The following is a 20,784-nucleotide window of genomic DNA, read 5'->3' on the forward strand; positions in this document are numbered from 1 at the left end:
CCGGGCGGGCCGTGTTGCCCCGCCCCGCCTGCATGGGCCAAGCTATCCCGTCTTTTTCCCGGATGTCGCCGTGCGCCGCCCAGCCCTTCGCCTGCTTCCGCTCTGCCTGGCCATGGCCTGCGCCGCCCGCGCCGAGGACACCGCCGCACTTCCCGGCTGGGAACGCTGCCCCGCGGCCAGCACCCTGCCGCTGTACCGACCGCTCGACGCGGCCGCGCCGAAGCGCGAGGGCGCCAGCACCGACATCAGCGCCGAACACCTGGACGTCTCCAAGCAGGACGTGACGGTGCTCACCGGCAAGGTCGAGCTGCAGCGCGCCGACCAGTGGCTGGGCACCGACAAGCTCACCTTCGAGCACGACACCGAGCGCTTCGCCACCGAAGGCCCGGTCACCTACCAGGACCGCAGCCTGCGCCTGCTGGCGGAAAAGGCCGAGGGCGACCAGAAGGCCGACGAACTGCGCCTGCGCGGCGTGCAGTACCAGTTCAACGGCGAAGCCGGCAACGGCCGCGCGGACGACGTGCTGCTGCGCGGCCAGGAAGGCACGCTCTCGGGCGGCACCTATTCCACCTGCCCGCCGGACCAGCGCCAGTGGGAGTTCGCCGCCTCGCGCATCGTGGTGGACCAGGAAACCGGCATGGGCACGGCGCGCAACGCCACCCTGCGGGTTGGCGGCGTGCCGCTGCTGTGGCTGCCGTGGATCGCCTTCCCCACCGACGACCGCCGCCGCACCGGCCTGCTGGCCCCGACCCTGGGCTACGACGACCGCAACGGCTTCGAGTACGAACAGCCCATCTACCTGAACCTGGCGCCGAACTACGACGCCACCCTGCAGCCGCGCTGGCTGGCCGAACGCGGCCTGATGCTGGGCGGCGAGTTCCGCTACCTGGGCCGCAGGCGCGCCGGCACGCTGGAAGCCACCTGGCTGCCCAGCGACGACCTGGCCAACCGCGACCGCGGCCTGGCGCGCTGGCGCCACTTCGAAACCTTCTCGCCGCACTGGTACTTCTCCGCCGACCTCAACCACGTCAGCGACGACCAGTACTTCGCCGACTTCGGCGACTCGCTGGCCACGGCCTCCATTTCACTGGTGGAAAGCGCCATGGGCCTTTACGGCCGTGGCCTGGGGTGGAGCGCCAGCCTCACGGCGCAGGACTGGCAGATCGCCAGCCCGCTGCTGCTCCCGGGCAGCGAGCCCTACCGCCGCCTGCCGACGGCGCGCGCGCAGTGGACGCGGCCGTTCGCGGACTGGCTGGAGCTGGGCATCGACGCCGAGGCCGTGCGCTTCCAGAGCGCCGAGCGCGACGGCGGCAACCGCGTCGACTTGCGCCCGTACGTGCGCCTGCCCTTCGGCGGCGCCGCCTGGTTCGCCACGCCGCAGCTGGCCTGGCGCTACACCGCCTATTCGCTCGACGACAGCCTGGTGCCGCCGGGCGGCGACGACGCCCCCAGCCGCAGTCTGCCGGTGATGAGCCTGGACATGGGCGCCTTCTTCGAGCGCGGCTTCGAGCTCGGCGGCGGCCGCTACCTGCAGACGCTGGAACCGCGCCTGTACTACCTGAACGTGCCCTACCGCGACCAGGACGACCTGCCGCTGTTCGACACCCAGCCGCTCACCTTCTCCTGGCCCGGCCTGTTCCGCGACAACCGTTTCGGCGGCGCCGACCGCCAGGGCGACGCCGACCAGGTGACGCTGGCCCTGACCAGCCGCGTGCTCGACGCCGGCGACGGCCGCGAACTGCTCACCGTGGGCCTGGGCCGCATCCATTATTTCGAGGCCCCGCGCGTCACCGTGCCGGGCGCGCCGCCGCTGTCGGACGACGGCTCGGCCTGGGTGGCCGAGGCCAGCCTGTCGCTGAGCCCGCGCTGGAGCCTGGGCCTGGCCCAGCAGTGGGACCCGGACAGCGAGCGCACCACGCTATCGGCCATCCGCAGCCAGTGGCGCTTCGGCGAAGGCGGCGTGGTGAACGCCGCCTACCGCTACCGCGCCGGCCTGCTCGAGCAGACCGACGTGTCCTTCGCCCTGCCCATCCACCGCAGCTGGCGCCTGCTGGGCCGCTGGAACTACTCGCTGCGCGACAACCAGAGCCTCGAGGCCCTGGCCGGCGTGGAGTGGAAGAGCTGCTGCGTGGCGGTCCGCGTGCTGGGCCGCCGCTACGTCCGCGAGTTCAGCGGCGAGCAGAACACGGGCATCTATCTTGAGCTGGAATTGAACGGCGTCGGCAGCTTCGGCCGCAGCACGGCCCGCCTGCTCGATGATGCTATTCTTGATTATTCCCGCTGAAAAACGTGGCGCCGGAGCCGCAAACCGCATGAAGAACGCCTTCACCCCCGTCCTGGCCGCCCTGCTGGCCCTGTCTTCCGCCCTGGCCCCCGGCCATGCGCTGGCCCAGGCCACCACCGCGGTGGACGGCATCGTCGCCGTCGTGGACGAGGACGTGATCCTGCGCAGCGAGCTCGACCGCGCCGTGAACAACATCACCGCGCAGTACGCCAACACCCCCGAGCAGCTGCCGCCGCGCGACGTGCTCGAGCGCCAGGTGCTCGACCGCCTGGTGCTGGCCCGCATCCAGCTCACCCGCGCCCGCGATTCCGGCATCCGCGTCAGCGACGGCGAACTGGCCCAGGCCATCGAAACCGTCGCCTCGCGCAACCGCATGACCCAGGACCAGCTGCGCCAGCGCCTGGCCGCCGACGGCCTGAGCTACGAGGAGTTCCGCGCCAGCCTGCGCGACGAGCTGCTGATCGAGCGCCTGCGCCAGCGTTACGTGCAGAGCCGCGTGCAGGTGAGCGAGGCCGAGATCGACCAGCTGCTGGCCGTGCGCGAGATCGGCGGCCCGGAAGTGCGCCTGGCCAACATCGTGGTCGCCCTGCCCGAGGGCGCCTCGCCCGACGAAGTGGCGCTGGCCCAGAAGAAGGCGCGCGACATCAAGTCGGTCATCGAACGCGGCGAGCTCGACTTCCGCGCCGCCGCCATCCGCTACTCCGACGCGCAGAACGCGCTCGAGGGCGGCGAGATCGGCTGGCGCGCGCTCGACGCCATCCCGCCGGCCTTCGTCGGCCTGATCCAGCAGATGCAGCCGGGCCAGATCAGCGAACCCGTGCGCGGCCCCAGCGGCTACCAGCTGATCCAGCTGGTGGAAACCCGCGAGCAGGGCCGCCAGACCCTGACCGAGTACAACGCCCAGGGCATCATGATCCGCGTCACCCCGACCCTGCCGGCCGAAGCGGCCCGCCAGAAGGCCGAAGATCTGTACGCCCGCATCCAGGCCGGCGAAGACTTTGGCAAGCTCGCCCGCGAGAATTCCGACGACACCCTTAGCCGCAACGACGGCGGCGACATGGGCTGGTTCCAGGTCAACGCCTGGGGCACCGCGGTGGGCTCGCAGCTCAGCGCGCTGCAGGACGGCCAGGTCTCGCGTCCGTTCCAGAGCGACGCCGGCTGGCACATCATCAAGCGCCTGGGCGTTCGCGAGCAGGACGTGACCGAGCAGAACCGCCGCAACCAGGCCCGCGAGATCATCGCCCAGCGCAAGGCCGAGGAAGAGTTCGAGCGCTTCCTGCGCCAGCTGCGCTCGGAAGCCTACGTCGAGAGCCGCCTCCCGGCCCCCTGAGCCGATGCGACCGCGGCTGGCCCTCGTCCCGGGTGAGCCGGCCGGCATCGGGCCCGAGCTGTGCGTGCGCCTGGCGCAGCGCGAGCGCCAGGCCGAGCTGATCGCCTACGCCGACCCCGGCACCCTGCAGGCCGCCGCGCACGCGCTCGGCCTGCCGCTGGCCCTGCGCGAACCCGGCCAGCCCACCGGCCCCGGCGAGCTCGCGCTCCACCCGGTGCCGCAGGCGCGGCCCGTGCGCTTCGGCCAGCCCGACCCCGCGAATGCCCCGTCCGTCATCGCCGCGCTGGAACAGGCCGCGGCCGCCTGCCTGTCCGGCGACTGCCAGGGCCTGGTCACCGGCCCGGTGCACAAGGCCGTGGTCAACGAAGCCGGCATCGCCTACACCGGCACCACCGAGCTGCTGGCCCGCCAGGCCGGCGCCGACGTAGTGATGATGCTGGCCAACCCCACGCTGCGGGTCGCCCTGGCCACCACCCACCTGCCCCTGCGCGCCGTGCCCGACGCCATCACCGGCGAAGGCCTGGCGCGCGTGCTGCGCATCACCCACGCGGCGCTGCGGCGCGACTTCGGCATCGCCACCCCGCGCATCGCCGTGCTGGGCCTGAACCCGCACGCGGGCGAGGACGGCCACCTGGGCCGCGAGGAACTCGACGTCATCATTCCCTGCCTGCAGGCGCTGCGCGCCGAGGGCCTCGACCTCGTGGGCCCGCTGCCCGCCGACACCGCCTTCCTGCCCGCGAAGCTGGCCGGCTTCGACGCGGTACTGGCCATGTACCACGACCAGGGCCTGCCGGTGCTCAAGCACGCGGGCTTCGAGCAGGCAGTGAACATCACGCTCGGCCTGCCCTACCCGCGGGTCGCGGTGGACCACGGCACGGCGCTGGAACTGGCCGGCCGCGGCACCGCCGACCCGTCCAGCCTTTACGCCGCGGTGGCGCTGTGCACCACGCTGGCCGCCCGGAGGATCCCCACGTGAGCCATTTCAAGGCGCCGCCAAAGAAGAACCTCGGCCAGCATTTCCTGGCCGACCGCCGCTACATCGACATGATCGTGCTGGCGGTGGACCCGAAGCCCGGCGACCGCCTGGTCGAGATCGGCCCGGGCCAGGGCGCCATCACCTTCCCGCTGCTGCGCAGGCACGGCGAGCTCACGGTGATCGAGTTCGACCGCGACCTGATCACGCCGCTGATGGAAGCCAGCGAGGGCCTGGGCCGCCTGACGGTGATCCACAAGGACGTGCTGCAGGTGGACTTCAGCAAGCTGGCGGCCGACGACGGCCAGCACGCCGGCCGGCAGATTCGCCTGGTGGGCAACCTGCCCTACAACATCTCCTCGCCCATCCTCTTCCACGCGCTCGAGCACGCCGCCGCCGTGCAGGACATGCACTTCATGCTGCAGAAGGAAGTGGTGGACCGCATGGCCGCCGGCCCGGGCAGCAAGGTGTTCGGCCGCCTGAGCGTGATGCTGCAGGCCTACTGCACCGTCACCTCGCTGTTCGACGTGCCGCCCGGCGCGTTCCGGCCGCCGCCGAAGGTGGACTCGGCGGTGGTGCGGCTGGTGCCGCTGCCGGCGGACCAGGTGGGCATCACCGACCCGGCGCTGTTCGAGCGCGTGGTGCGCGACGCCTTCGGCCAGCGCCGCAAGACCCTGCGCAACGCGCTGCAGCTGGTGTGCTCGGGCGCCGACATCGAGGCCGCCGGCCTGCGCCCCGACGCCCGCGCCGAACAGCTGGAAGTGGCTGAATTCAAGCACCTGGCGAACCACCTCGCGGCGCTGCCCCCGGCCGCCTGACCTGCGTAGAATGGGGGCATGGACACGCCCCTGCACGCCATCCAGGTCGTGGTCGCCACCCGGTTCCTCGATGACCAGTCGATCCCCGAGGACGACCGCTACGTCTTCGCCTACACCATCCAGATCCGGAACACGGGCGAGGTGCCCGCGCGCCTGATCAGCCGCCACTGGATCATCACCGACGCCAACGGCAAGGTGCAGGAAGTGCGCGGCGAGGGCGTGGTGGGCGAACAGCCGTGGCTGCGCCCGGGCGAAAGCTTCGAATACACCTCCGGCGCCGTGCTGGAGACGCCGCTGGGCACCATGCACGGCAGCTACCAGATGCTGGCCGACGACGGCACCCGCTTCGACGCCATGATCGACCCCTTCACCCTTTCCATCCCGCGGACCCTGCACTGATGGCCACCTACGCCATCGGCGACGTCCAGGGCTGCTACGACGCGCTGCAACGGCTGCTCGACAAGATCCGCTTCGACCCGGCGGTGGACCGCCTGTGGTTCTGCGGCGACCTGGTGAACCGCGGCGGCCAGTCGCTGGAAACCCTGCGCCTGATCCACTCGCTGGCCATCCACAGCACCATCGTGCTGGGCAACCACGACCTGTCGCTGCTGGCCATCTCCACCCGCCGCGAGGCCGACCAGCGCAAGGTCAACCCCGACCTGCAGCGCGTGCTGTTCGCCGAGGACTCGGCCCAGCTCATCGGCTGGCTGCGCCAGCAGAAGCTCTTCCACGTCGACCGCACGCTCGGCTTCGCCATGGTGCACGCCGGCCTGGCGCCGAAGTGGACCATCACGCTGGCCGAGGCCCGCGCCCGCGAGGTCGAGGAAAAGCTGCGCGGCGACGGCTTCTTCAAGCTGGTGAAGAACATGTACGGCGACAAGCCGGCCTGGTCGCCCAAGCTCACCGGCGTCGACCGCCACCGCGCCATCATCAACGTCTTCACGCGCCTGCGTTACTGCACGCCCGGCGGCCGCATCGGCTTCGACGACAAGGGCCGCCCCGGCACCCAGAAGCCCGGCATGTACCCTTGGTACGAAGTGCCCGGGCACGCGCCGCGGGAGATGCCGGTGGTGTTCGGCCACTGGTCCACGCTGGGCCTGTTCATGGGCCTGGGCGTGTACGCCATCGACACCGGCGCGGTCTGGGGCGGCAAGCTCACCGCGATGGAACTCGGGCCGGAACTGCGCCTGCACCAGGTGCCCGGCCGCGACCCGCCCGACAACGCGCCCCGGGGCGACGACTGATGACCAGGAGGACCACCATGACCCGATCCCTCACCTCGCTGGCCCTGGCCGCCGCGCTGGCCCTCGCCGGCACCGCCCAGGCCCAGGACGCCGCCGCCGACCAGCGCGCGGTGGCTCGCGCGCAGGCGCTGCAGCAAGCCGTGGCCCCGGGCAAGCAGATCTTCATCTCCCGCCAGCTGGCGCTCACGCCGGAGGAAGCGGCCACCTTCTGGCCGCTCTACGACGCGCACCAGTCCGCGCTGGCCGACCTGCTCGAGCGTCGCGCCGAGCTGCTGCGCGAACGCGCCGAGAAGATGGCGGCGAACGACTTCGACGACGGCGACCGCGCCGACCTGGCCGAAGACCTGCTGGCGCTCGACACCGACGAGGCCGAGCTGATCGAGGCCACCTTCGGCCGGCTCAATCGCGCCGGCATGCCGGTGGAAAAGGCCGCGCGCTACGCCCAGCTCGAGAATGACCTGCGCGCCCTGCGCCACCTCGGCCTCGAGGGCGCGACGGACTACGTCAGCCAGTAAACCCGCGGCGGCGGTAGTCCACGAACTCGAAGGCGAAGGCGTGGCGCGCGCCGGCGGGCCGCGGCTCGCGCGCCGTCACCTCGAATTCCGTCGCATCGAAGGCCGGGAAGAACGCATCCGCGTCGGCCACCACGGTGTCCACGTGGGTCAGGTGCAGGTGGCTGGCGCGCGGCAGCGCCAGCGCGTACACCTCGCCGCCGCCGATCACCATCAGCTCGCTCCCGCCGGCCAGGTCCAGCGCCTCGTCCAGCGAGGCCACGGCTTCCATGCCGGCGAACGGCACCTGGTTCGAGCGCGTCAGCACCAGGTTGCGCCGGCCCGGCAGGGCGCGGCCCAGCGACTCGGCGGTGCGCCGCCCCATCAGCAGCGGCTTGCCCAGCGTGAGCGCCTTGAAGCGCTGCAGGTCGTCGGGCAGGCGCCAGGGCAGCTCGTTGCCGCGGCCGATGCCACGCGCGCGGTCGAGCGCCGCCACCAGGCGCAGGGCCGGCGCCGCGCTCACACCGCCACCGGCGCCTTGATGGCCGGGTGCGGGTCGTAGCCTTCGATGGCGATGTCTTCGTAGCGCATCGCGAACAGGTCGCGCGCTTCCGGCGCCAGCACCAGCTTCGGCAGCGGCCGCGGCGAACGCGAGAGCTGTTCGCGCGCCTGCTCGACGTGGTTGCTGTACAGGTGCGCGTCGCCCAGCGTGTGCACGAAGTCGCCCACGCCCAGGCCGCAGTGGCGCGCCACCATGTGGGTGAGCAGCGCGTAGCTGGCGATGTTGAAGGGCACGCCCAGGAAGATGTCGGCCGAGCGCTGGTAGAGCTGGCAGCTGAGCTTGCCGTCGGCCACGTAGAACTGGAACAGCGTGTGGCAGGGCATCAGCGCCATCTGCGGCAGCTCGGCCACGTTCCAGGCGCTGACGATGAGCCGGCGCGAATCCGGGTTGCGCTGGATTTCGTCCACCACCCAGCGCAGCTGGTCCACCTCGCGGCCGTCGGAGCCGGTCCAGCGCCGCCATTGCTTGCCGTACACCGGGCCGAGCTCGCCGTTCTCGTCGGCCCACTCGTCCCAGATGCTGACCTTGTTCTCGCGCAGGTAGCCGATGTTGGTTTCGCCGCGGATGAACCACAGCAGCTCGTGGATGATCGAGCGCAGGTGCAGCTTCTTGGTGGTGACCAGCGGGAAGCCTTCCGCCAGGTCGAAGCGCATCTGCCAGCCGAACACCGAGCGGGTGCCGGTGCCGGTGCGGTCGGCCTTCAGCGTGCCGTGTTCGAGCACGTGGCCCAGCAGGTCGAGGTACTGGCGCATCAGGCCTTCTCCGGGGTGGCGGCGGGCGGCGCGGGCGCCAGCGTGGGCGAGCGCCGCGACAGCCACAGCAGGAACAGGCCCAGCGCCACCAGCGGCAGCGACAGCAGCTGGCCCATGGTGAGCCAGCCGAAGGCCAGGTAGCCCAGGTGCGCGTCGGGTTCGCGCACGAACTCCACCGCGAACCGGAACAGGCCGTAGAGCAGCGCGAACAGCCCCGACACCGCGTAGCGCGGCCGCGGCTTGCGCGAGAACCACAGCAGCGCGACGAGCATCACCAGCCCCTCCAGGAAGGCCTGGTAGAGCTGCGAAGGATGCCGCGCGAAGCCGTCGAGCGCGCCGCTGGCGTGCAGCGCGCGCAGCTGCTCGGCCGGCAGCGCGGCGTATTCCGCCGGCAGGCTGGACGGGAACACCACGCCCCAGCTGCCGTCGGTGGGCTTGCCCCACAACTCGCCGCCGATGAAATTGCCCAGCCGCCCGAAGCCCAGGCCCGCCGGCACCAGCGGCGCGACGAAGTCCATGGTGTCGAAGTAGTGCAGGCGGTGCTTGCGCGTCCACCAGGCCGCCGCGGCCATCACGCCAAGCAGGCCGCCGTGGAAGCTCATGCCGCCTTCGTTGACCCGCAGCAGCATCAGCGGGTCGGCCAGGAAGGCGTCGAAGGCGTAGAACAGCACGTAGCCGATGCGCCCGCCCAGCACCACGCCGAGCATGCCGTAGAACAGCAGGTCGTCGAAGCCCTCGTCGTTCACGCCCGGCAGGCGCCCGGCGCGCGCGCGGCCGCGGCCCAGCCGCCAGGCGACGAAGAAGGCCAGGGCGTACATCAGCCCGTACCAGTGGATGCCATGCGGCCAGACCGGGAGGGACACGGCCAGCGGATCGATGTCGTGCAGGAAGGTCATGCCGCTAGTTTGCCGCCCCCGCCCCGCCCCGGCTAGGCCGGCAGCACGCGGGCGATGACGCCCTTGAGGTAGTCGGTTTCGGGGATGGCCGGGTGCACCGGGTGGTCGGGCGACTGCGACAGCGGCTCGAGCAGCTGCACCTGGCGGTCCAGGTGCCGGGCGCCGGCCTGCAGGCCGTCCACCAGGGCCTCGCGCGGCATGTGGTGGCTGCACGAGCAGGTGACCAGGATGCCGTCGCGCTCGAGCACCTGCATGCCCAGCTCGTTGAGCCGGCGGTAGGCCAGGCTGCCTTCCTTGAAGTCCTTCTTGCGCTTCACGAAGGCCGGCGGGTCGAGGATGACCACGTCCCACTTGCGGCGCTCGGCGCGGGCGCTGCGCAGGAACTCGAAGGCGTCGGCGGCGTGCGCGCGGGCGCGGTCGCCGAAGCCGTTGCGGGCGATGTTGGCGCGGATGCCGTCCACGGCGCGGGCCGAGACGTCCACGCAGTCCACCTCGGCGGCGCCGAAACCGGCGGCGCGCAGGCCCCAGCCGCCCAGGTAGCTGAACACGTCGAGCACGCGCGCGCCCTTCACGTAGGGCGCCAGGCGGTCGCGGTTGGCGCGCTGGTCGTAGAACCAGCCGGTCTTCTGGCCTTCGCGCAGGTCGCACAGGAAGTCCAGGCCGCCCTCGCGCGCCACGGTGGGGCCGTCGAGCCGGCCGTGCACCAGCTCCACCGATTCACCCAGGCCCTCGATGGCGCGGGCGCCGCTGTCGTTCTTCCACATCAGGGCGGCAGGCGACAGCACCTTCAGGATCGCGGCGGTGACCTCGTCGCGCAGGCGGTCCATGCCGGCGGTGGTGGCCTGGGCCACGACCACGTCGCCGAAGCGCTCGACGGTGAGGCCGGGCAGGCCGTCGCTCTCGCCGAACACCAGGCGGTACCAGGGTTCGGGGTACAGGCGCTCGCGCAGCGCCAGCGCCACCTTGAGCCGGTGCACCACCAGCGAGCGGTCGAGCGCGTGGCCGGCGCGGTCCACCAGGCGGGCGGCGATCAGCGTGGACGGGTTCACGTAGCCGGTGCCCAGCGGCTTGCCGGCGGCGTCGACGATCCAGACGGGCTGGCCCGGCGCGAAAGCGGTGAGCGGCGTGCGCGCCACGTCCACTTCGTTGCTGAAGACCCACAGGTGGCCGGCGCGCAGGCGGCGCTCTTCGCCGCGGCGCAGCACCAGGGCCGGGTAGTCGGGCGTGTCCGCCATGGCGCGTTCGGCCGGGCTCAGCCCGGCCGCTTCTGTTTCCGTTTCGACAGGATGTTCAGCGTCTCCACGCCGGCCGAGAAGGCCATCGCGAAGTACAGGAACTTGCGGTCGATGTGGAAATCGAAGCCGTCGGCGATCAGCGCCACGCCCACCAGGATGATGAAGCTCAGGGCCAGCATCTTCACGGTCGGGTGGCGGTCGATGAAGTCGCCGATGGGGTTGGCCGCGAACAGCATCACCGCCACCGCCATCAGGATGGCGCCCACCATCACCCAGCGGTTGTCCACCATGCCCACCGCGGTGATCACCGAGTCGAGCGAGAACACGATGTCGATGATGGCGATCTGGGCGATGACGTAGCCGAACACGGCCGAGGGCTTGGTGCCGATGTCCTCTTCCTCGCCGCGGCCCTCGACCGAGTCGTGGATTTCCATGGTGCCCTTCACCAGCAGGAACAGGCCGCCGGCGATCAGCACCAGGTCGCGCACGGAGAAGTCCATGCCGAACAGCGAGAACAGGTTGTTCTGCATGCTGGCCAGGAACGCCAGCGACAGCAGCAGCAGGATGCGGGTGACGCAGGCCAGGGCCAGGCCGAACTTGCGGGCGCGCGGGCGCTGCTCGGGCGGCAGCCGGCTGACGGCGATCGAGATGAAGACCAGGTTGTCGATGCCCAGCACGATCTCGAGCGTGGCCAGGGTCAGCAGCGCGACCCAGATTTCAGTGCTGAACAACCATTCCATCGAAGAAGTTCCAGGTCAGAGATAGCGGGGGCCGAGGACCAGGCCCCAGCAGAGCAACACGTTCATGTCGGCCAGGAACACCGCGGCCGAGCCCATGTCCTTGGCGCGGCCGGCCAGCTCGTGGTGCTCGGGGCCCCAGCGGTCCACGACCGCCTCGACCGCCGAGTTGAGCACCTCGACCACCAGCACGCCCAGCAGCGGCGCCACCAGCAGCACCCGCTCGACGCCGTCGGCGCCCAGCCACAGGCCCAGCGGCGCCAGCACCAGGAACAGGTAGACCTCGAGGCGGAAGGCCGACTCGACTTCCCAGGTCGCGCGCAGCCCCTGCATGGACCACAGGAAGGCCTGCCAGACACGGAACGGACTGCGCGGTGCGTGGGTGCCGGAGCTGTCGGCCATGGAGGGCGCGTGAAACCTTGGAAGGCCGCCATTCTGCCACATCCCATACTCCCGCCCGGTATGGCGGGCCCCTGACCTTGTGCACTGGGGCCGTCCACCCCACCATTCCCACAATCGGGGCACACACCAGGGAGACACGCATGTTCAACGCCGAACGCCTGCTGGGACAGCTGATGGGCCAGGCCCTCGGCGGCCAGCTGGGAGGCCACAAGCGCAAGCGCGGCAAGTCGTCGGGCCTGGGCGGGATGATGGGCAGCATGTCCACCGGCACCAAGGCCCAGCTGGGCCTGGGCCTGCTGGGCGTGGCCATGGCGGCCTTCGAGCACTACCAGAACAAGCCCGGCGCCGCGCCGCAGCCGATGGCCGGCCCCGGGGCGGCCATGCCCCCGCCGCCGCCTGCCGGCGCCGCGATGCCGCCGCCCCCGCCGATGGCGGCGGCCCAGGTGGCGGTGCGCACCGAGCAGGCCATGCACCTGCTGCGCGCCATGATCACCGCCGCCCACGCCGACGGCCTGATGGACGCGCAGGAGCGCGAAGCCATCCTGGGCCGCGCCCGCGAGGCTGGCCTGGACGCCGAGGAGATCGAGGCGCTCGACGCCGAGATCCGCGCGCCCTTCACGCTCGAACAGCTGGTGGTGCGCACGCCCGCGCACCTGCGCCCGGAAACCTACGCCGCCGCGCTGATCGCCATCACCGCCGACACCGCCGAGGAGCGCGCCTTCCTCGACCGCCTGGCCGGCCAGCTGCAGCTCGACGACGCCGCCCGCCGCGACATCCACGCCCAGCTGGGCGTGGACGCGGCCTGACCCTTCCCCGACCCCCACGGAGAACGCCATGCACCAGTGGTACCTCAGCTACAACGGCCAGCAGATGGGCCCGCTCGACCATGCCGCCGCCGTCGCCCAGGCGGCCGCCAACCCGGGCGGCCACTGCTGGCGCCAGGGCTTCGCGGAGTGGATTCCCATCAGCGCCTGCGCCGAGCTGCGCGCGGAATCGGCGCCGGGCGGCATGCCCGTGCCGGTGCCGCCGCCGGTCGCGATGGGCGGGGGGCAGCGCAGCGACGTGATCGACTACAAGATCTACGGCGAGGACATGCAGTTCGTCGAGATCGAGCTCGACCCGGGCGAAAGCGCCGTCGCCGAGGCTGGTTCGATGATGTACAAGGATTCGGTCGTGAACATGGAAACCGTGTTCGGCGACGGCGCGGCCTCGTCGGGCGGCGGCTTCATGGACAAGCTGGTCGGCGCGGGCAAGCGCCTGGTCACCGGCGAGAGCCTGTTCACGACGGTGTTCTCGCACGCCGGCGGCAGCGGCAAGGCCAAGGTGGCGTTCGCGGCGCCCTACCCCGGCACCATCGTGCCGATGACGCTGTCGAACTACGGCGGCACCATCATCGCCCAGAAGGACAGCTTCCTGTGCGCCGCGCGCGGCGTGCAGATCGGGCTGTTCTTCCAGAAGAAGGTGATGACGGCGCTGTTCGGCGGCGAGGGCTTCATCATGCAGAAGCTCACCGGCGACGGCCTGGTGTTCGTGCACGCCGGTGGCACCATCGTCGAGCGCGAGCTGCGCCCGGGCGAGCGCCTGGACGTGGACACCGGCTGCGTGGTGGCCATGACAAGCACGGTGAACTTCGACATCAAGCCGGTCGGCGGCGTGAAGTCGATGCTGTTCGGCGGCGAAGGCGTGTTCCTGGCCACGCTGACCGGCCCGGGCAAGGTGTGGATCCAGTCGCTGCCGTTCTCGCGCCTGGCCGGCCGCATGCTCAGCGCCGCCTACCAGAAGGGCGGCAGCCGCGACGAAGGCTCCGTGCTCGGCGGCCTCGGCGGCATCCTCTCCGGCGACCGCGGCTTCTGAACCAAACGAACCAGGTTCAATAAAATGAACCTGGTTCGATTTATTTGAAGATGGCGGTGCCGCGGGTGCCGTCGGGCTTCACCCAGCCCCGGTACATGCCCGACGTGTTGAAGGGCATGGCGATGTTGCCGTGGCGGTCGAGGGCGATGGCGCCGCCGTCGCCGCCCAGTTTCGGCACGATGCCGTTGATCACTTCCTCGGCGGCCGCCGACAGCGCGTCGCCGCGGTAGGAAACGCGCGCGCAGATGTCATGCGCGGCGGCGGAGCGGATGTAGAACTCGCCCCAGCCGGTGCCCGACACGCCGCAGTTCTCGTCGGCCCAGGTGCCGGCGCCGATGATCGGCGCGTCGCCGATGCGGCCCCAGCGCTTGTTGGTCATGCCGCCGGTGGAGGTGGCGGCGGCGATGCGCCCCTGCTTGTCCAGCGCCACCGCGCCGACCGTGCCGAAATAGGTGCCGGGCGCGGCGGCGTGGCCGGCCCGCTCGTGCTGCTGCGCCTGTTCCAGCTGCTTGCGGCGATGCGGCGTGTCGAACCAGTCCGGCGCCACGCGCTCGATCTCGGGGCGGCTGTCGGCGAACTTCTCGGCCCCGCCGGCCGCCAGCATCACGTGCGGCGAGTGCTCCATCACCGCGCGCGCCAGCTTGATGGGGTTGCGCACGGTGCGCACGCCAGCCACGGCGCCGGCGCGGCGGGTGTGGCCTTCCATGATGGCCGCATCGAGCTCATGGCCGCCGTCGGCGTTGAACACCGCGCCCTTGCCGGCGTTGAACCAGGGCGATTCTTCCAGCACATGCACCGCGGCGCTGACCGCGTCGAGCGCACTGCCACCCTCGCGCAGCACGGCGTGGCCGGCGTCGAGGGCGCGGTCGAGCTCGGCGCGCACGGTCTTCTCGTCTTCCGGCGACAGCGAGGCGCGTTCGATCACGCCGGCGCCGCCGTGGATGACCAGCGCGGTAGGCGGTTCGGCGGCGACGACGGGCATGGCGGCGATTCCAAGGGCCAGCAGGAGCGGACGGATCATGGCGTGGGCGACCTCGTTGGGAAACCAGGCCCCCAGTCTACCCCTGGTGGCGCAGCGCCTCGATCGGGTCGAGCCGCGCGGCCTTGCGGGCCGGGTAGTAGCCGAAGAACAGGCCCGTGGCCACCGAGAAGCCGGTGGCCATGCCCACCACCTGCAGGTCGAGCTGCACCGGCAACGCGCCGAACTTGCTGGCCAGCAGCGCGCCGGCCACGCCCAGCGCGATGCCGATGGCGCCGCCGCCCAGCGAGATCAGCATGGCCTCGGCCAGGAACTGCTGCTGGATCTCGCGCGGGCCCGCGCCCACGGCCATGCGCAGGCCGATCTCGCGGATGCGCTCGGTGACCGACACCAGCATGATGTTCATGATGCCGATGCCGCCGACGATGAGCGAAATGCTCGCCACCGCGCCCAGCAGCAGCGACATCAGCCGCGTGGTCTGCGTGCGGGTGCTGACGATCTCGGCGATGTTGCGCACGGCGAAGTCGTCCTCGGCCCCGGGCGCGATGCGGTGGCGCTGGCGCAGCAGGGCGTTGAGCTCTTCCTCGACGAAGGCCAGGTCCTCGGCGCGGCCCACGCCCACCGAGATGCGCTGCACCACGTCGGCCTGGCGCGGCGCCAGCGCGGCCCCGGACACATTCGCGGCCACCGCGGCGGTGGCCGCGGCCAGCCGGCGCCGGCCGGTTTCCAGCGGCACCAGCATGATGTCGTCGCTGTCCTGGCCCCAGCTGCCCTGGCCCTTGGCCTCGAGCACGCCCACCACGCGCAGCGGCACCCGGCCCATGCGGATGGTGGCGCCGATGGGGTCGGCGTCGCCGAACAGCTCGCGCCGCACGGTTTCGCCCAGGATGACCACCTTGTTGGCGGCGCTGTAGTCGCGCGGCGTGAACTCCTCGCCCAGCGCCAGCTGCCAGTCGTTGACCGGGAAGTAGTCGGCGTTCACGCCTTCCCAGCGGGTGGACCAGTTGCTCTCGGCGTACACCACCTGGCCGCCGCCGGACACCGAGGTGGCCACGTACTGCACCTCGGCGATCTCGTCGCGGATGGCGCGGGCGTCGCCGTCGGTCAGGCTGGCCTGGCTGCCGGCGCCGCCGCGCGCCGGCCCGCGCGCGGAGCCGCCGAACACCTCGAGCCGGTTCGAACCGAGCTTGGAGATCATGTTGTCCAGCTCGGCCTGGGTGCCCTGCCCCACCGACACCATCACGATCACCGCGGCGATGCCGATGATCACGCCGAGCGCGGTGAGGATGCTGCGCAGCCAGTTGCCGCGCAGCGAGAACACCGCCGAACGCATCACGTCGGAGAGCGTCATTTTCCCTTCCCCGGGGCGTGCCAGCCCTGTTCGTGCAGTTCACCGTCGTGCATCACCACGATGCGGTCGGCGTGGTCGGCCACCGGCTGCTCGTGGGTGATGATGATGATGGTGCGGCCGCCGGCCTGCAGGCGCTCGAACAGCGCCATGATCTCCTCGCTGGTGCGCGAATCGAGCGCGCCCGTGGGTTCGTCGGCGAGCAGCAGCGGCGGCTGGTTGATCAGCGCGCGGGCGATGGCCACGCGCTGCTGCTGGCCGCCGGAAAGTTCGCTCGGCTTGTGCCCGGCGCGGTCGGCCAGGCCCACCTGGGCCAGGGCCTCGCGGGCGCGCGGCTCGCGCTCGGCCACCGGCACGCCGGCGTACACCAGCGGCATCATCACGTTCTCCAGCGCGGTCTGGCGCGCCAGCAGGTTGAAGCCCTGGAACACGAAGCCGATCTTCTCCAGCCGCAGGCGAGCGCGGCCGGCGGCGTCGAGGCTGGCCACGTCCACGCCGTCGCACAGGTAGGTGCCCGAAGTCGGGGTATCGAGGCAGCCGATGAGGTTCATCATCGTGGACTTGCCCGAGCCGGAGGCGCCCATGATGGCCAGGAACTCGCCGTGCTCGACGCGCAGGTCGACGCCGCGCAGCGCCACCACCTCGGCGGCGGTGCCCGCGGCGTAAACCTTGCCCAGGCCGCGGGTTTCGATGAGCGGGGGACGCGGGCTCATTGCGCCGGGCGTTCCTGCCCGGTCACCACGACCTGGCCTTCCTCCACGCCCGACACCTCGGTGACGGTGCCGTCGGAAACGCCCAGGCGCACCGGCACGGCCTGCGGCTGGCCGTCGCGCAGCACCCACAGCTGGCCGCGGCGCGCGGTGGCGAGCGTGCGCAGGCCGGCGTCCCAGCGCTCGCGCTGGCCGGCGTCCAGGCCGTCGCGGAATTCGGCGAAGCTGCGCGCCAGGGCCTCGGCCATGCGCGCACGCATCGCCTCGGCCGAAGGCGCGCCGGCCGTGGCGCCACCGGCGTTGCCTCCCATGGGCGGGCCGCCCTGCGTGCCACCCGCGCGTGCGGCGCTGGCGCGCGCCGCGGCGCGTTCGCGCACCTGGGCCAGGGCCTGGTCGAAGGCGGCCTGCTGCGCCGGCGTGAGCGACAGCTCCGCGGCCAGCGCCGGCAGGTCGTTCACCAGCCCGCCGCGGCCACCGCCGGCGGCCGGCGCCGCGCCCCCGCCGTCCTGCGGCGAATAACGCAGGGCCGCGTTCGGCACCCGCAGCACGCCGTCGCGGCGGCTCACCACGATCTCGGCGCTGGCGGTCATGCCCGGCAGCAGGCTCAGGTCGGCGTTCTGCACCTGCACCACCACCGGGTAGCTGATCACGTTGGAAATGGCGGTCGCGGCCAGGCGCACCTGCTTCACCTCGCCGGTGAACTGGCGGTCGGGGAAGGCGTCGACGGTGAAGGACACGCCCAGACCCTCGTGGATCTGGCCCACGTCGGCCTCGTCCACGCTCAGGTCGATCTGCATCTGCGACAGGTCTTCGGCGATCTGGAACAGCACCGGCGTCTGGAAGCTGGCCGCCACGGTCTGGCCGGGTTCGATGTCGCGCAGCAGCACCACGCCGTCCACCGGCGAGCGGATCTCGGTGTACTCCACGTCCAGGCGCGCGTTGTCCACCGCGGCCTGGCGCTGCAGCACGGCGGCTTCGGCCGAGACCACGCGGGCGCGGGCCTGGTCGCGCGCGGCCAGGGCCAGGTCGGCCTCGCTGCGGGCGATCAGCTGGCGCGAGACCAGGTCGGCCTTGCGGGCGTGGTCGGCCTCGGCGTTCTTCAGCGTGGCGCGGGCTTCGTTCACCGAGGCGCGGGCGCTGGCCAGGTCGGCCTCGGCCTGCTGCAGACGGGTCTGGAACGGCGCCGGGTCGAGCCGCGCGATCGGCTGGCCGCGGGTGACGCGGTCGTTGAAGTCCACCAGCACTTCCAGCACCTGGCCCGACACCTGCGAACCCACGTCCACCGTGGTGGTGGCGCGCAGCGTGCCGGTGGCCGAGATCACCACGCGCACGTCGCCGCGCTCGACCGTGGCGGTGCGGTAACCCGCCTGCGGCGCCTCGCGGCCCAGCCACCACCAGCCGGCCAGCACGAGGGCGGCCACGCCGGCGTAGATCGCGGCGAGTCGGATCCAGGAACGGGGGCGGGCGGCAGGCATTCGGACTCCGGATTTTCTTGGCTCAAAGCGGCACGAACGCCGCGGGGCGCGATCGGTTGACCGCGCCGCCGCCGCTCAGGCCGCGGGTCTGTGGTTGGGGAAGCTGACGGTGGCGGTGGTGCCGTGGCCCGGCTCGCTCTCGAGCCGCACGGGCCAGCCGTAGCGCTGGCTCAGGCGCTGCACGATGGACAGGCCGATGCCCTGCCCGTCCTTCTTGCGGTCGCCGCCGCGGAAGAAGGGCTCGAACACGCGCGCCAGTTCCTCCGCGGTCATGCCCACGCCGGTGTCGGCCACCGAGATCGAACCGCGCCGCACCGTGACCGTGATGCTGCCGGCGTCGGTGTAGTGGCAGGCGTTGCGCAGCAGGTTGCCCAGCAGCACCGACAGCACCCGCGCCGGCGCGTGCAGGTGGAAGGCCTGCTCCTGCACGCAGCGGATCTCGACCGGCTTGCCGGCCAGCAGCAGGCGGGCCTTGTCCACCTCGTCGCGCACCACGTCGCAAACGTCGAAGTCGTCGTCGGGCAGGCCGGTGTCGCCTTCGCGGGCCAGGATCAGGAAGGCCTCGATCAGCGCCTCCATGTCGCGACCGGCGCCCTGGATGCGGCCCAGGGCCTTGCGCGCCATCGGCGAGAGGCTGTCGTCGCCGGCCATCATGTCGCCGGCGACGCGGATCACGGTGAGCGGCGTGCGCAGTTCGTGCGAGGCGTCGCGGGTGAAGTCGCGCTCGCGCTCGACGAAGCTTTCGATACGGCTGGCGAAATCGTGCAGCGACGAGGCCAGCACCAGGGTCTCGCCCTCGACGTCGGTGGGCAGGTTTTCCGGGCGCAGGATCGCCGACTCGGGCCGCTTCGGGTCCCAGCGCTGCACCTGCGATGCCAGCCAGATCACCGGCGACACCGCGCGCTTGGAGGCGCGGTAGGTGGACCAGGCGATCACGTAGATCACCACCAGCACGATCGCCAGCGGCGCCATGCCGAACCAGAAGGCCAGGCTGTCCACCTGCTCCTGCTTGAACAGCAGGAACAGGCGGTGGCCGCGGCTGTCCTGCTCCACCAGCACCAGCGAACCGCCCTGCGCGCGCGAGAGGCTGTGGAAGCCCAGCGGCAGTTCGCGGATGTTGGCGGGCACCTTGGACGTGTCGCCACCGGCCGGCACCAGGTAGCCGGTCATGTTGTAGGTGTCGGGCACGTCCGCGCCCGGGTTGGCCTGCAGCCGCTGCCAGTAGTGCGCGGCCTCCTGCTGCAGCGCCTGCTGGATCAGCACGTGCTTGAGCACGGCCGAGGCGCCGTACACACCCAGCACGGCGGCGAAGCTGATCGCCGCCGCCTGCAGGATGAAGGCGACCCAGATCTTCCGGCGCAGTCCGTTGCGGGAGGTGGGCATCCTGGCGGTCCGGGTCAGCCGGCGGGCGGCGCGTCGAGGTCGGCGATGCGGTAACCGGCGGTCTGCACGGTGTGCAGCAGCGGTCGGTCGAAGGGCCGGTCGATGGCCTTGCGCAGGTTGTACAGGTGGCTGCGCAGGGTGTCGGAATCGGGCAGGCCGTCGCCCCAGATCTCGCGCTCGATGTCGCGGCGGGTGACCACGCGCGGCGACTCGCGCATCAGGATGGTGAGCAGGCGCAGGCCGATCGGCGAGAGCTGGATCTCCTGGCCGGCGCGGGTGACGCGCAGGCTGGCGGTGTCGAGCACCAGGTCGGCCACCTTCAGCACCTCGGCGCTGACCTGGCGGCGGTCGCGGCGGATGAGCGCGCGCACGCGGGCCTCGAGCTCCTGGATGGCGAAGGGCTTGACGAGGTAGTCGTCGGCGCCGGCCTCGAGGCCCACGACCTTGTCGTTGAGGGTGTCGCGGGCGGTGAGCATGAGCACCGGCGTGGACTTCTTGGCCTCGTTGCGCAGGCGGCGGCACACTTCCAGGCCGTCCAGGCGCGGCAGCATCAGGTCCAGCACGATCACGTCGTAGCTGTTGTCGGCGGCGAGGCGGTAGCCGTCCATGCCGTCGCCGGCATAGTCCACCCCGAAGCCCTTGGACTCGAGGTACTCGCCCACCATCTCGGACAGGTTTCGGTTGTCCTCGACCACGAGGATCAGGCCGGCCGGGTCATCGCGTCGCATGGGTCTCTCCTTGGGATGTGAAGAACATGTCTTCAGCTTTGTGAAGAGTAGACCTCCCGACCGGTGAGCCGGGTGTGAAGCCGCCGCCAAGGCCGCGTCAAGGCTAGGCTATACGGCCTCCGGCCCCGCCGCCCAGCCCCCTTCCCCACCCCCATCCGGCCCCTCGCCCATGCCCAACCTTGGCGCCTACCTGACCCCGGTCCTGCTGCTCCTGGCCTCGAACGTCTTCATGACCTTCGCCTGGTACGGGCACCTGAAGTTCAAGACCAGCCCGATCTGGATCGTGATCTTCGCCAGCTGGGGCATCGCCTTCTTCGAGTACTGCCTGCAGGTGCCGGCGAACCGGCTCGGCCACGCGGTCTACACCGCGCCGCAGCTCAAGGGCATGCAGGAGATCATCACCCTGCTCGTCTTCGCCGGCTTTTCGGTCTGGTACCTGGGCGAGCAGATCAAGTGGAACCACGTGGCGGGCTTCGCGCTGATCGTGGTCGCGGCCTTCCTGATCTTCCTGGAGTGAGGCCCATGCCATTGTAGGAGCAACTGTCTTGTTCAGATCGGTACGGTTCTCCACTCGGAGCCGTCC

Annotated in this window: 22 protein-coding genes; 10 read left to right on the forward strand and 12 right to left on the reverse strand. The window is 71.4% G+C overall.

The features are described from left to right. The first annotated feature begins 70 nt into the window (after positions 1-70). The 7 genes from lptD to ACE3Q2_RS08550 are packed head-to-tail and all read left to right on the forward strand — an operon-like array spanning position 71 to position 7,164. Positions 71-2,284 carry an LPS assembly protein LptD gene (gene lptD / locus ACE3Q2_RS08520; protein WP_374473726.1) on the forward strand — a complete coding sequence of 738 codons (2,214 nt, stop codon included), beginning with the start codon at positions 71-73 and terminating at the stop codon, positions 2,282-2,284. Positions 2,285-2,312: 28 nt separating this feature from the next. Further along, complete coding sequence (locus tag ACE3Q2_RS08525; protein ID WP_231697775.1) at positions 2,313-3,614, forward strand: peptidylprolyl isomerase; 1,302 nt, start codon at positions 2,313-2,315, stop codon at positions 3,612-3,614. 4 nt (positions 3,615-3,618) lie between these two features. Beyond that, the gene (gene pdxA, locus ACE3Q2_RS08530) at positions 3,619-4,590 is read left to right on the forward strand and encodes a 4-hydroxythreonine-4-phosphate dehydrogenase PdxA (RefSeq protein ID WP_231697774.1); all 972 of its coding nucleotides are present in this window, start codon (positions 3,619-3,621) and stop codon (positions 4,588-4,590) included. Then, positions 4,587-5,405 carry a 16S rRNA (adenine(1518)-N(6)/adenine(1519)-N(6))-dimethyltransferase RsmA gene (rsmA, locus tag ACE3Q2_RS08535; protein WP_374473727.1) on the forward strand — a complete coding sequence of 273 codons (819 nt, stop codon included), beginning with the start codon at positions 4,587-4,589 and terminating at the stop codon, positions 5,403-5,405. Before pdxA ends, rsmA begins: the two co-directional genes overlap by 4 nt. A gap of 18 nt (positions 5,406-5,423) precedes the next feature. After that, positions 5,424-5,804: a Co2+/Mg2+ efflux protein ApaG gene (gene apaG / locus ACE3Q2_RS08540; RefSeq protein WP_231697772.1), complete on the forward strand. Its 381-nt coding sequence runs from the start codon at positions 5,424-5,426 to the stop codon at positions 5,802-5,804. After that, positions 5,804-6,649, forward strand: a complete 846-nt coding sequence (locus ACE3Q2_RS08545) for a symmetrical bis(5'-nucleosyl)-tetraphosphatase (RefSeq protein WP_374473728.1) — start codon at positions 5,804-5,806, stop codon at positions 6,647-6,649. Before apaG ends, ACE3Q2_RS08545 begins: the two co-directional genes overlap by 1 nt. Before the next feature lie 17 nt (positions 6,650-6,666). Continuing rightward, on the forward strand, positions 6,667-7,164 hold the full coding sequence (locus tag ACE3Q2_RS08550) for a hypothetical protein (RefSeq protein WP_374473729.1): 498 nt from the start codon (positions 6,667-6,669) through the stop codon (positions 7,162-7,164). Here ACE3Q2_RS08550 and ACE3Q2_RS08555 read toward each other — a convergent pair. Genes ACE3Q2_RS08555 through ACE3Q2_RS08580 form a run of 6 tightly spaced genes read right to left on the reverse strand, consistent with a single transcriptional unit; the run spans position 7,154 to position 11,724 of the window. Next, on the reverse strand, positions 7,154-7,645 hold the full coding sequence (locus tag ACE3Q2_RS08555) for a dihydrofolate reductase (protein WP_374473740.1): 492 nt from the start codon (positions 7,643-7,645) through the stop codon (positions 7,154-7,156). The two genes, ACE3Q2_RS08550 and ACE3Q2_RS08555, sit on opposite strands and share 11 nt — an antisense overlap. Before the next feature lie 14 nt (positions 7,646-7,659). Then, positions 7,660-8,454, reverse strand: coding sequence for a thymidylate synthase (locus ACE3Q2_RS08560; RefSeq protein WP_231697768.1), 795 nt, complete (start codon positions 8,452-8,454; stop codon positions 7,660-7,662). Then, on the reverse strand, positions 8,454-9,350 hold the full coding sequence (lgt, locus tag ACE3Q2_RS08565; protein ID WP_231697767.1) for a prolipoprotein diacylglyceryl transferase: 897 nt from the start codon (positions 9,348-9,350) through the stop codon (positions 8,454-8,456). Before lgt ends, ACE3Q2_RS08560 begins: the two co-directional genes overlap by 1 nt. A gap of 32 nt (positions 9,351-9,382) precedes the next feature. Continuing rightward, positions 9,383-10,585 (reverse strand): class I SAM-dependent rRNA methyltransferase, encoded by a 1,203-nt coding sequence (locus ACE3Q2_RS08570; protein ID WP_374473730.1) that lies wholly within the window; start codon positions 10,583-10,585, stop codon positions 9,383-9,385. Positions 10,586-10,602: 17 nt separating this feature from the next. Then, entirely contained in the window at positions 10,603-11,325 is a 723-nt protein-coding gene (locus ACE3Q2_RS08575; protein WP_231697765.1) for a TerC family protein, read from the reverse strand. A gap of 15 nt (positions 11,326-11,340) precedes the next feature. Then, positions 11,341-11,724, reverse strand: a complete 384-nt coding sequence (locus ACE3Q2_RS08580) for a diacylglycerol kinase (protein WP_231697764.1) — start codon at positions 11,722-11,724, stop codon at positions 11,341-11,343. Between the two features lie 140 nt (positions 11,725-11,864). Here ACE3Q2_RS08580 and ACE3Q2_RS08585 point away from each other — a divergent pair, with 140 nt between their 5' ends. Beyond that, positions 11,865-12,530 carry a DUF533 domain-containing protein gene (locus ACE3Q2_RS08585; protein WP_231697763.1) on the forward strand — a complete coding sequence of 222 codons (666 nt, stop codon included), beginning with the start codon at positions 11,865-11,867 and terminating at the stop codon, positions 12,528-12,530. A gap of 28 nt (positions 12,531-12,558) precedes the next feature. Beyond that, positions 12,559-13,578, forward strand: coding sequence for a TIGR00266 family protein (locus ACE3Q2_RS08590; protein WP_374473731.1), 1,020 nt, complete (start codon positions 12,559-12,561; stop codon positions 13,576-13,578). A 40-nt stretch (positions 13,579-13,618) separates the two neighbouring features. On the opposite strand, the gene ACE3Q2_RS08595 is transcribed toward ACE3Q2_RS08590, so the two are convergent. The 6 genes from ACE3Q2_RS08595 to ACE3Q2_RS08620 form a co-directional block, all read right to left on the reverse strand. Continuing rightward, complete coding sequence (locus ACE3Q2_RS08595; protein WP_374473732.1) at positions 13,619-14,599, reverse strand: isoaspartyl peptidase/L-asparaginase family protein; 981 nt, start codon at positions 14,597-14,599, stop codon at positions 13,619-13,621. A gap of 37 nt (positions 14,600-14,636) precedes the next feature. Then, positions 14,637-15,908 carry an ABC transporter permease gene (locus tag ACE3Q2_RS08600; protein ID WP_374473733.1) on the reverse strand — a complete coding sequence of 424 codons (1,272 nt, stop codon included), beginning with the start codon at positions 15,906-15,908 and terminating at the stop codon, positions 14,637-14,639. Then, positions 15,905-16,618, reverse strand: a complete 714-nt coding sequence (locus ACE3Q2_RS08605) for an ABC transporter ATP-binding protein (protein ID WP_374473734.1) — start codon at positions 16,616-16,618, stop codon at positions 15,905-15,907. The genes ACE3Q2_RS08600 and ACE3Q2_RS08605 overlap by 4 nt, the downstream gene beginning before the upstream one ends. Further along, positions 16,615-18,090: an efflux RND transporter periplasmic adaptor subunit gene (locus tag ACE3Q2_RS08610; RefSeq protein ID WP_374473735.1), complete on the reverse strand. Its 1,476-nt coding sequence runs from the start codon at positions 18,088-18,090 to the stop codon at positions 16,615-16,617. Before ACE3Q2_RS08610 ends, ACE3Q2_RS08605 begins: the two co-directional genes overlap by 4 nt. 75 nt (positions 18,091-18,165) lie before the next feature. Next, on the reverse strand, positions 18,166-19,473 hold the full coding sequence (locus ACE3Q2_RS08615; RefSeq protein WP_231697759.1) for a HAMP domain-containing sensor histidine kinase: 1,308 nt from the start codon (positions 19,471-19,473) through the stop codon (positions 18,166-18,168). A gap of 14 nt (positions 19,474-19,487) precedes the next feature. After that, the gene (locus ACE3Q2_RS08620) at positions 19,488-20,201 is read right to left on the reverse strand and encodes a response regulator transcription factor (protein WP_231697758.1); all 714 of its coding nucleotides are present in this window, start codon (positions 20,199-20,201) and stop codon (positions 19,488-19,490) included. Between the two features lie 169 nt (positions 20,202-20,370). Between ACE3Q2_RS08620 and ACE3Q2_RS08625 the strand changes: the two genes are divergently transcribed. Beyond that, positions 20,371-20,718, forward strand: coding sequence for a DMT family protein (locus tag ACE3Q2_RS08625; RefSeq protein WP_374473736.1), 348 nt, complete (start codon positions 20,371-20,373; stop codon positions 20,716-20,718). The last annotated feature ends 66 nt before the right edge of the window (positions 20,719-20,784 follow it).

Source organism: Arenimonas sp. (assembly GCF_041913985.1).
Classification (GTDB): Bacteria; Pseudomonadota; Gammaproteobacteria; order Xanthomonadales; family Xanthomonadaceae; genus Arenimonas.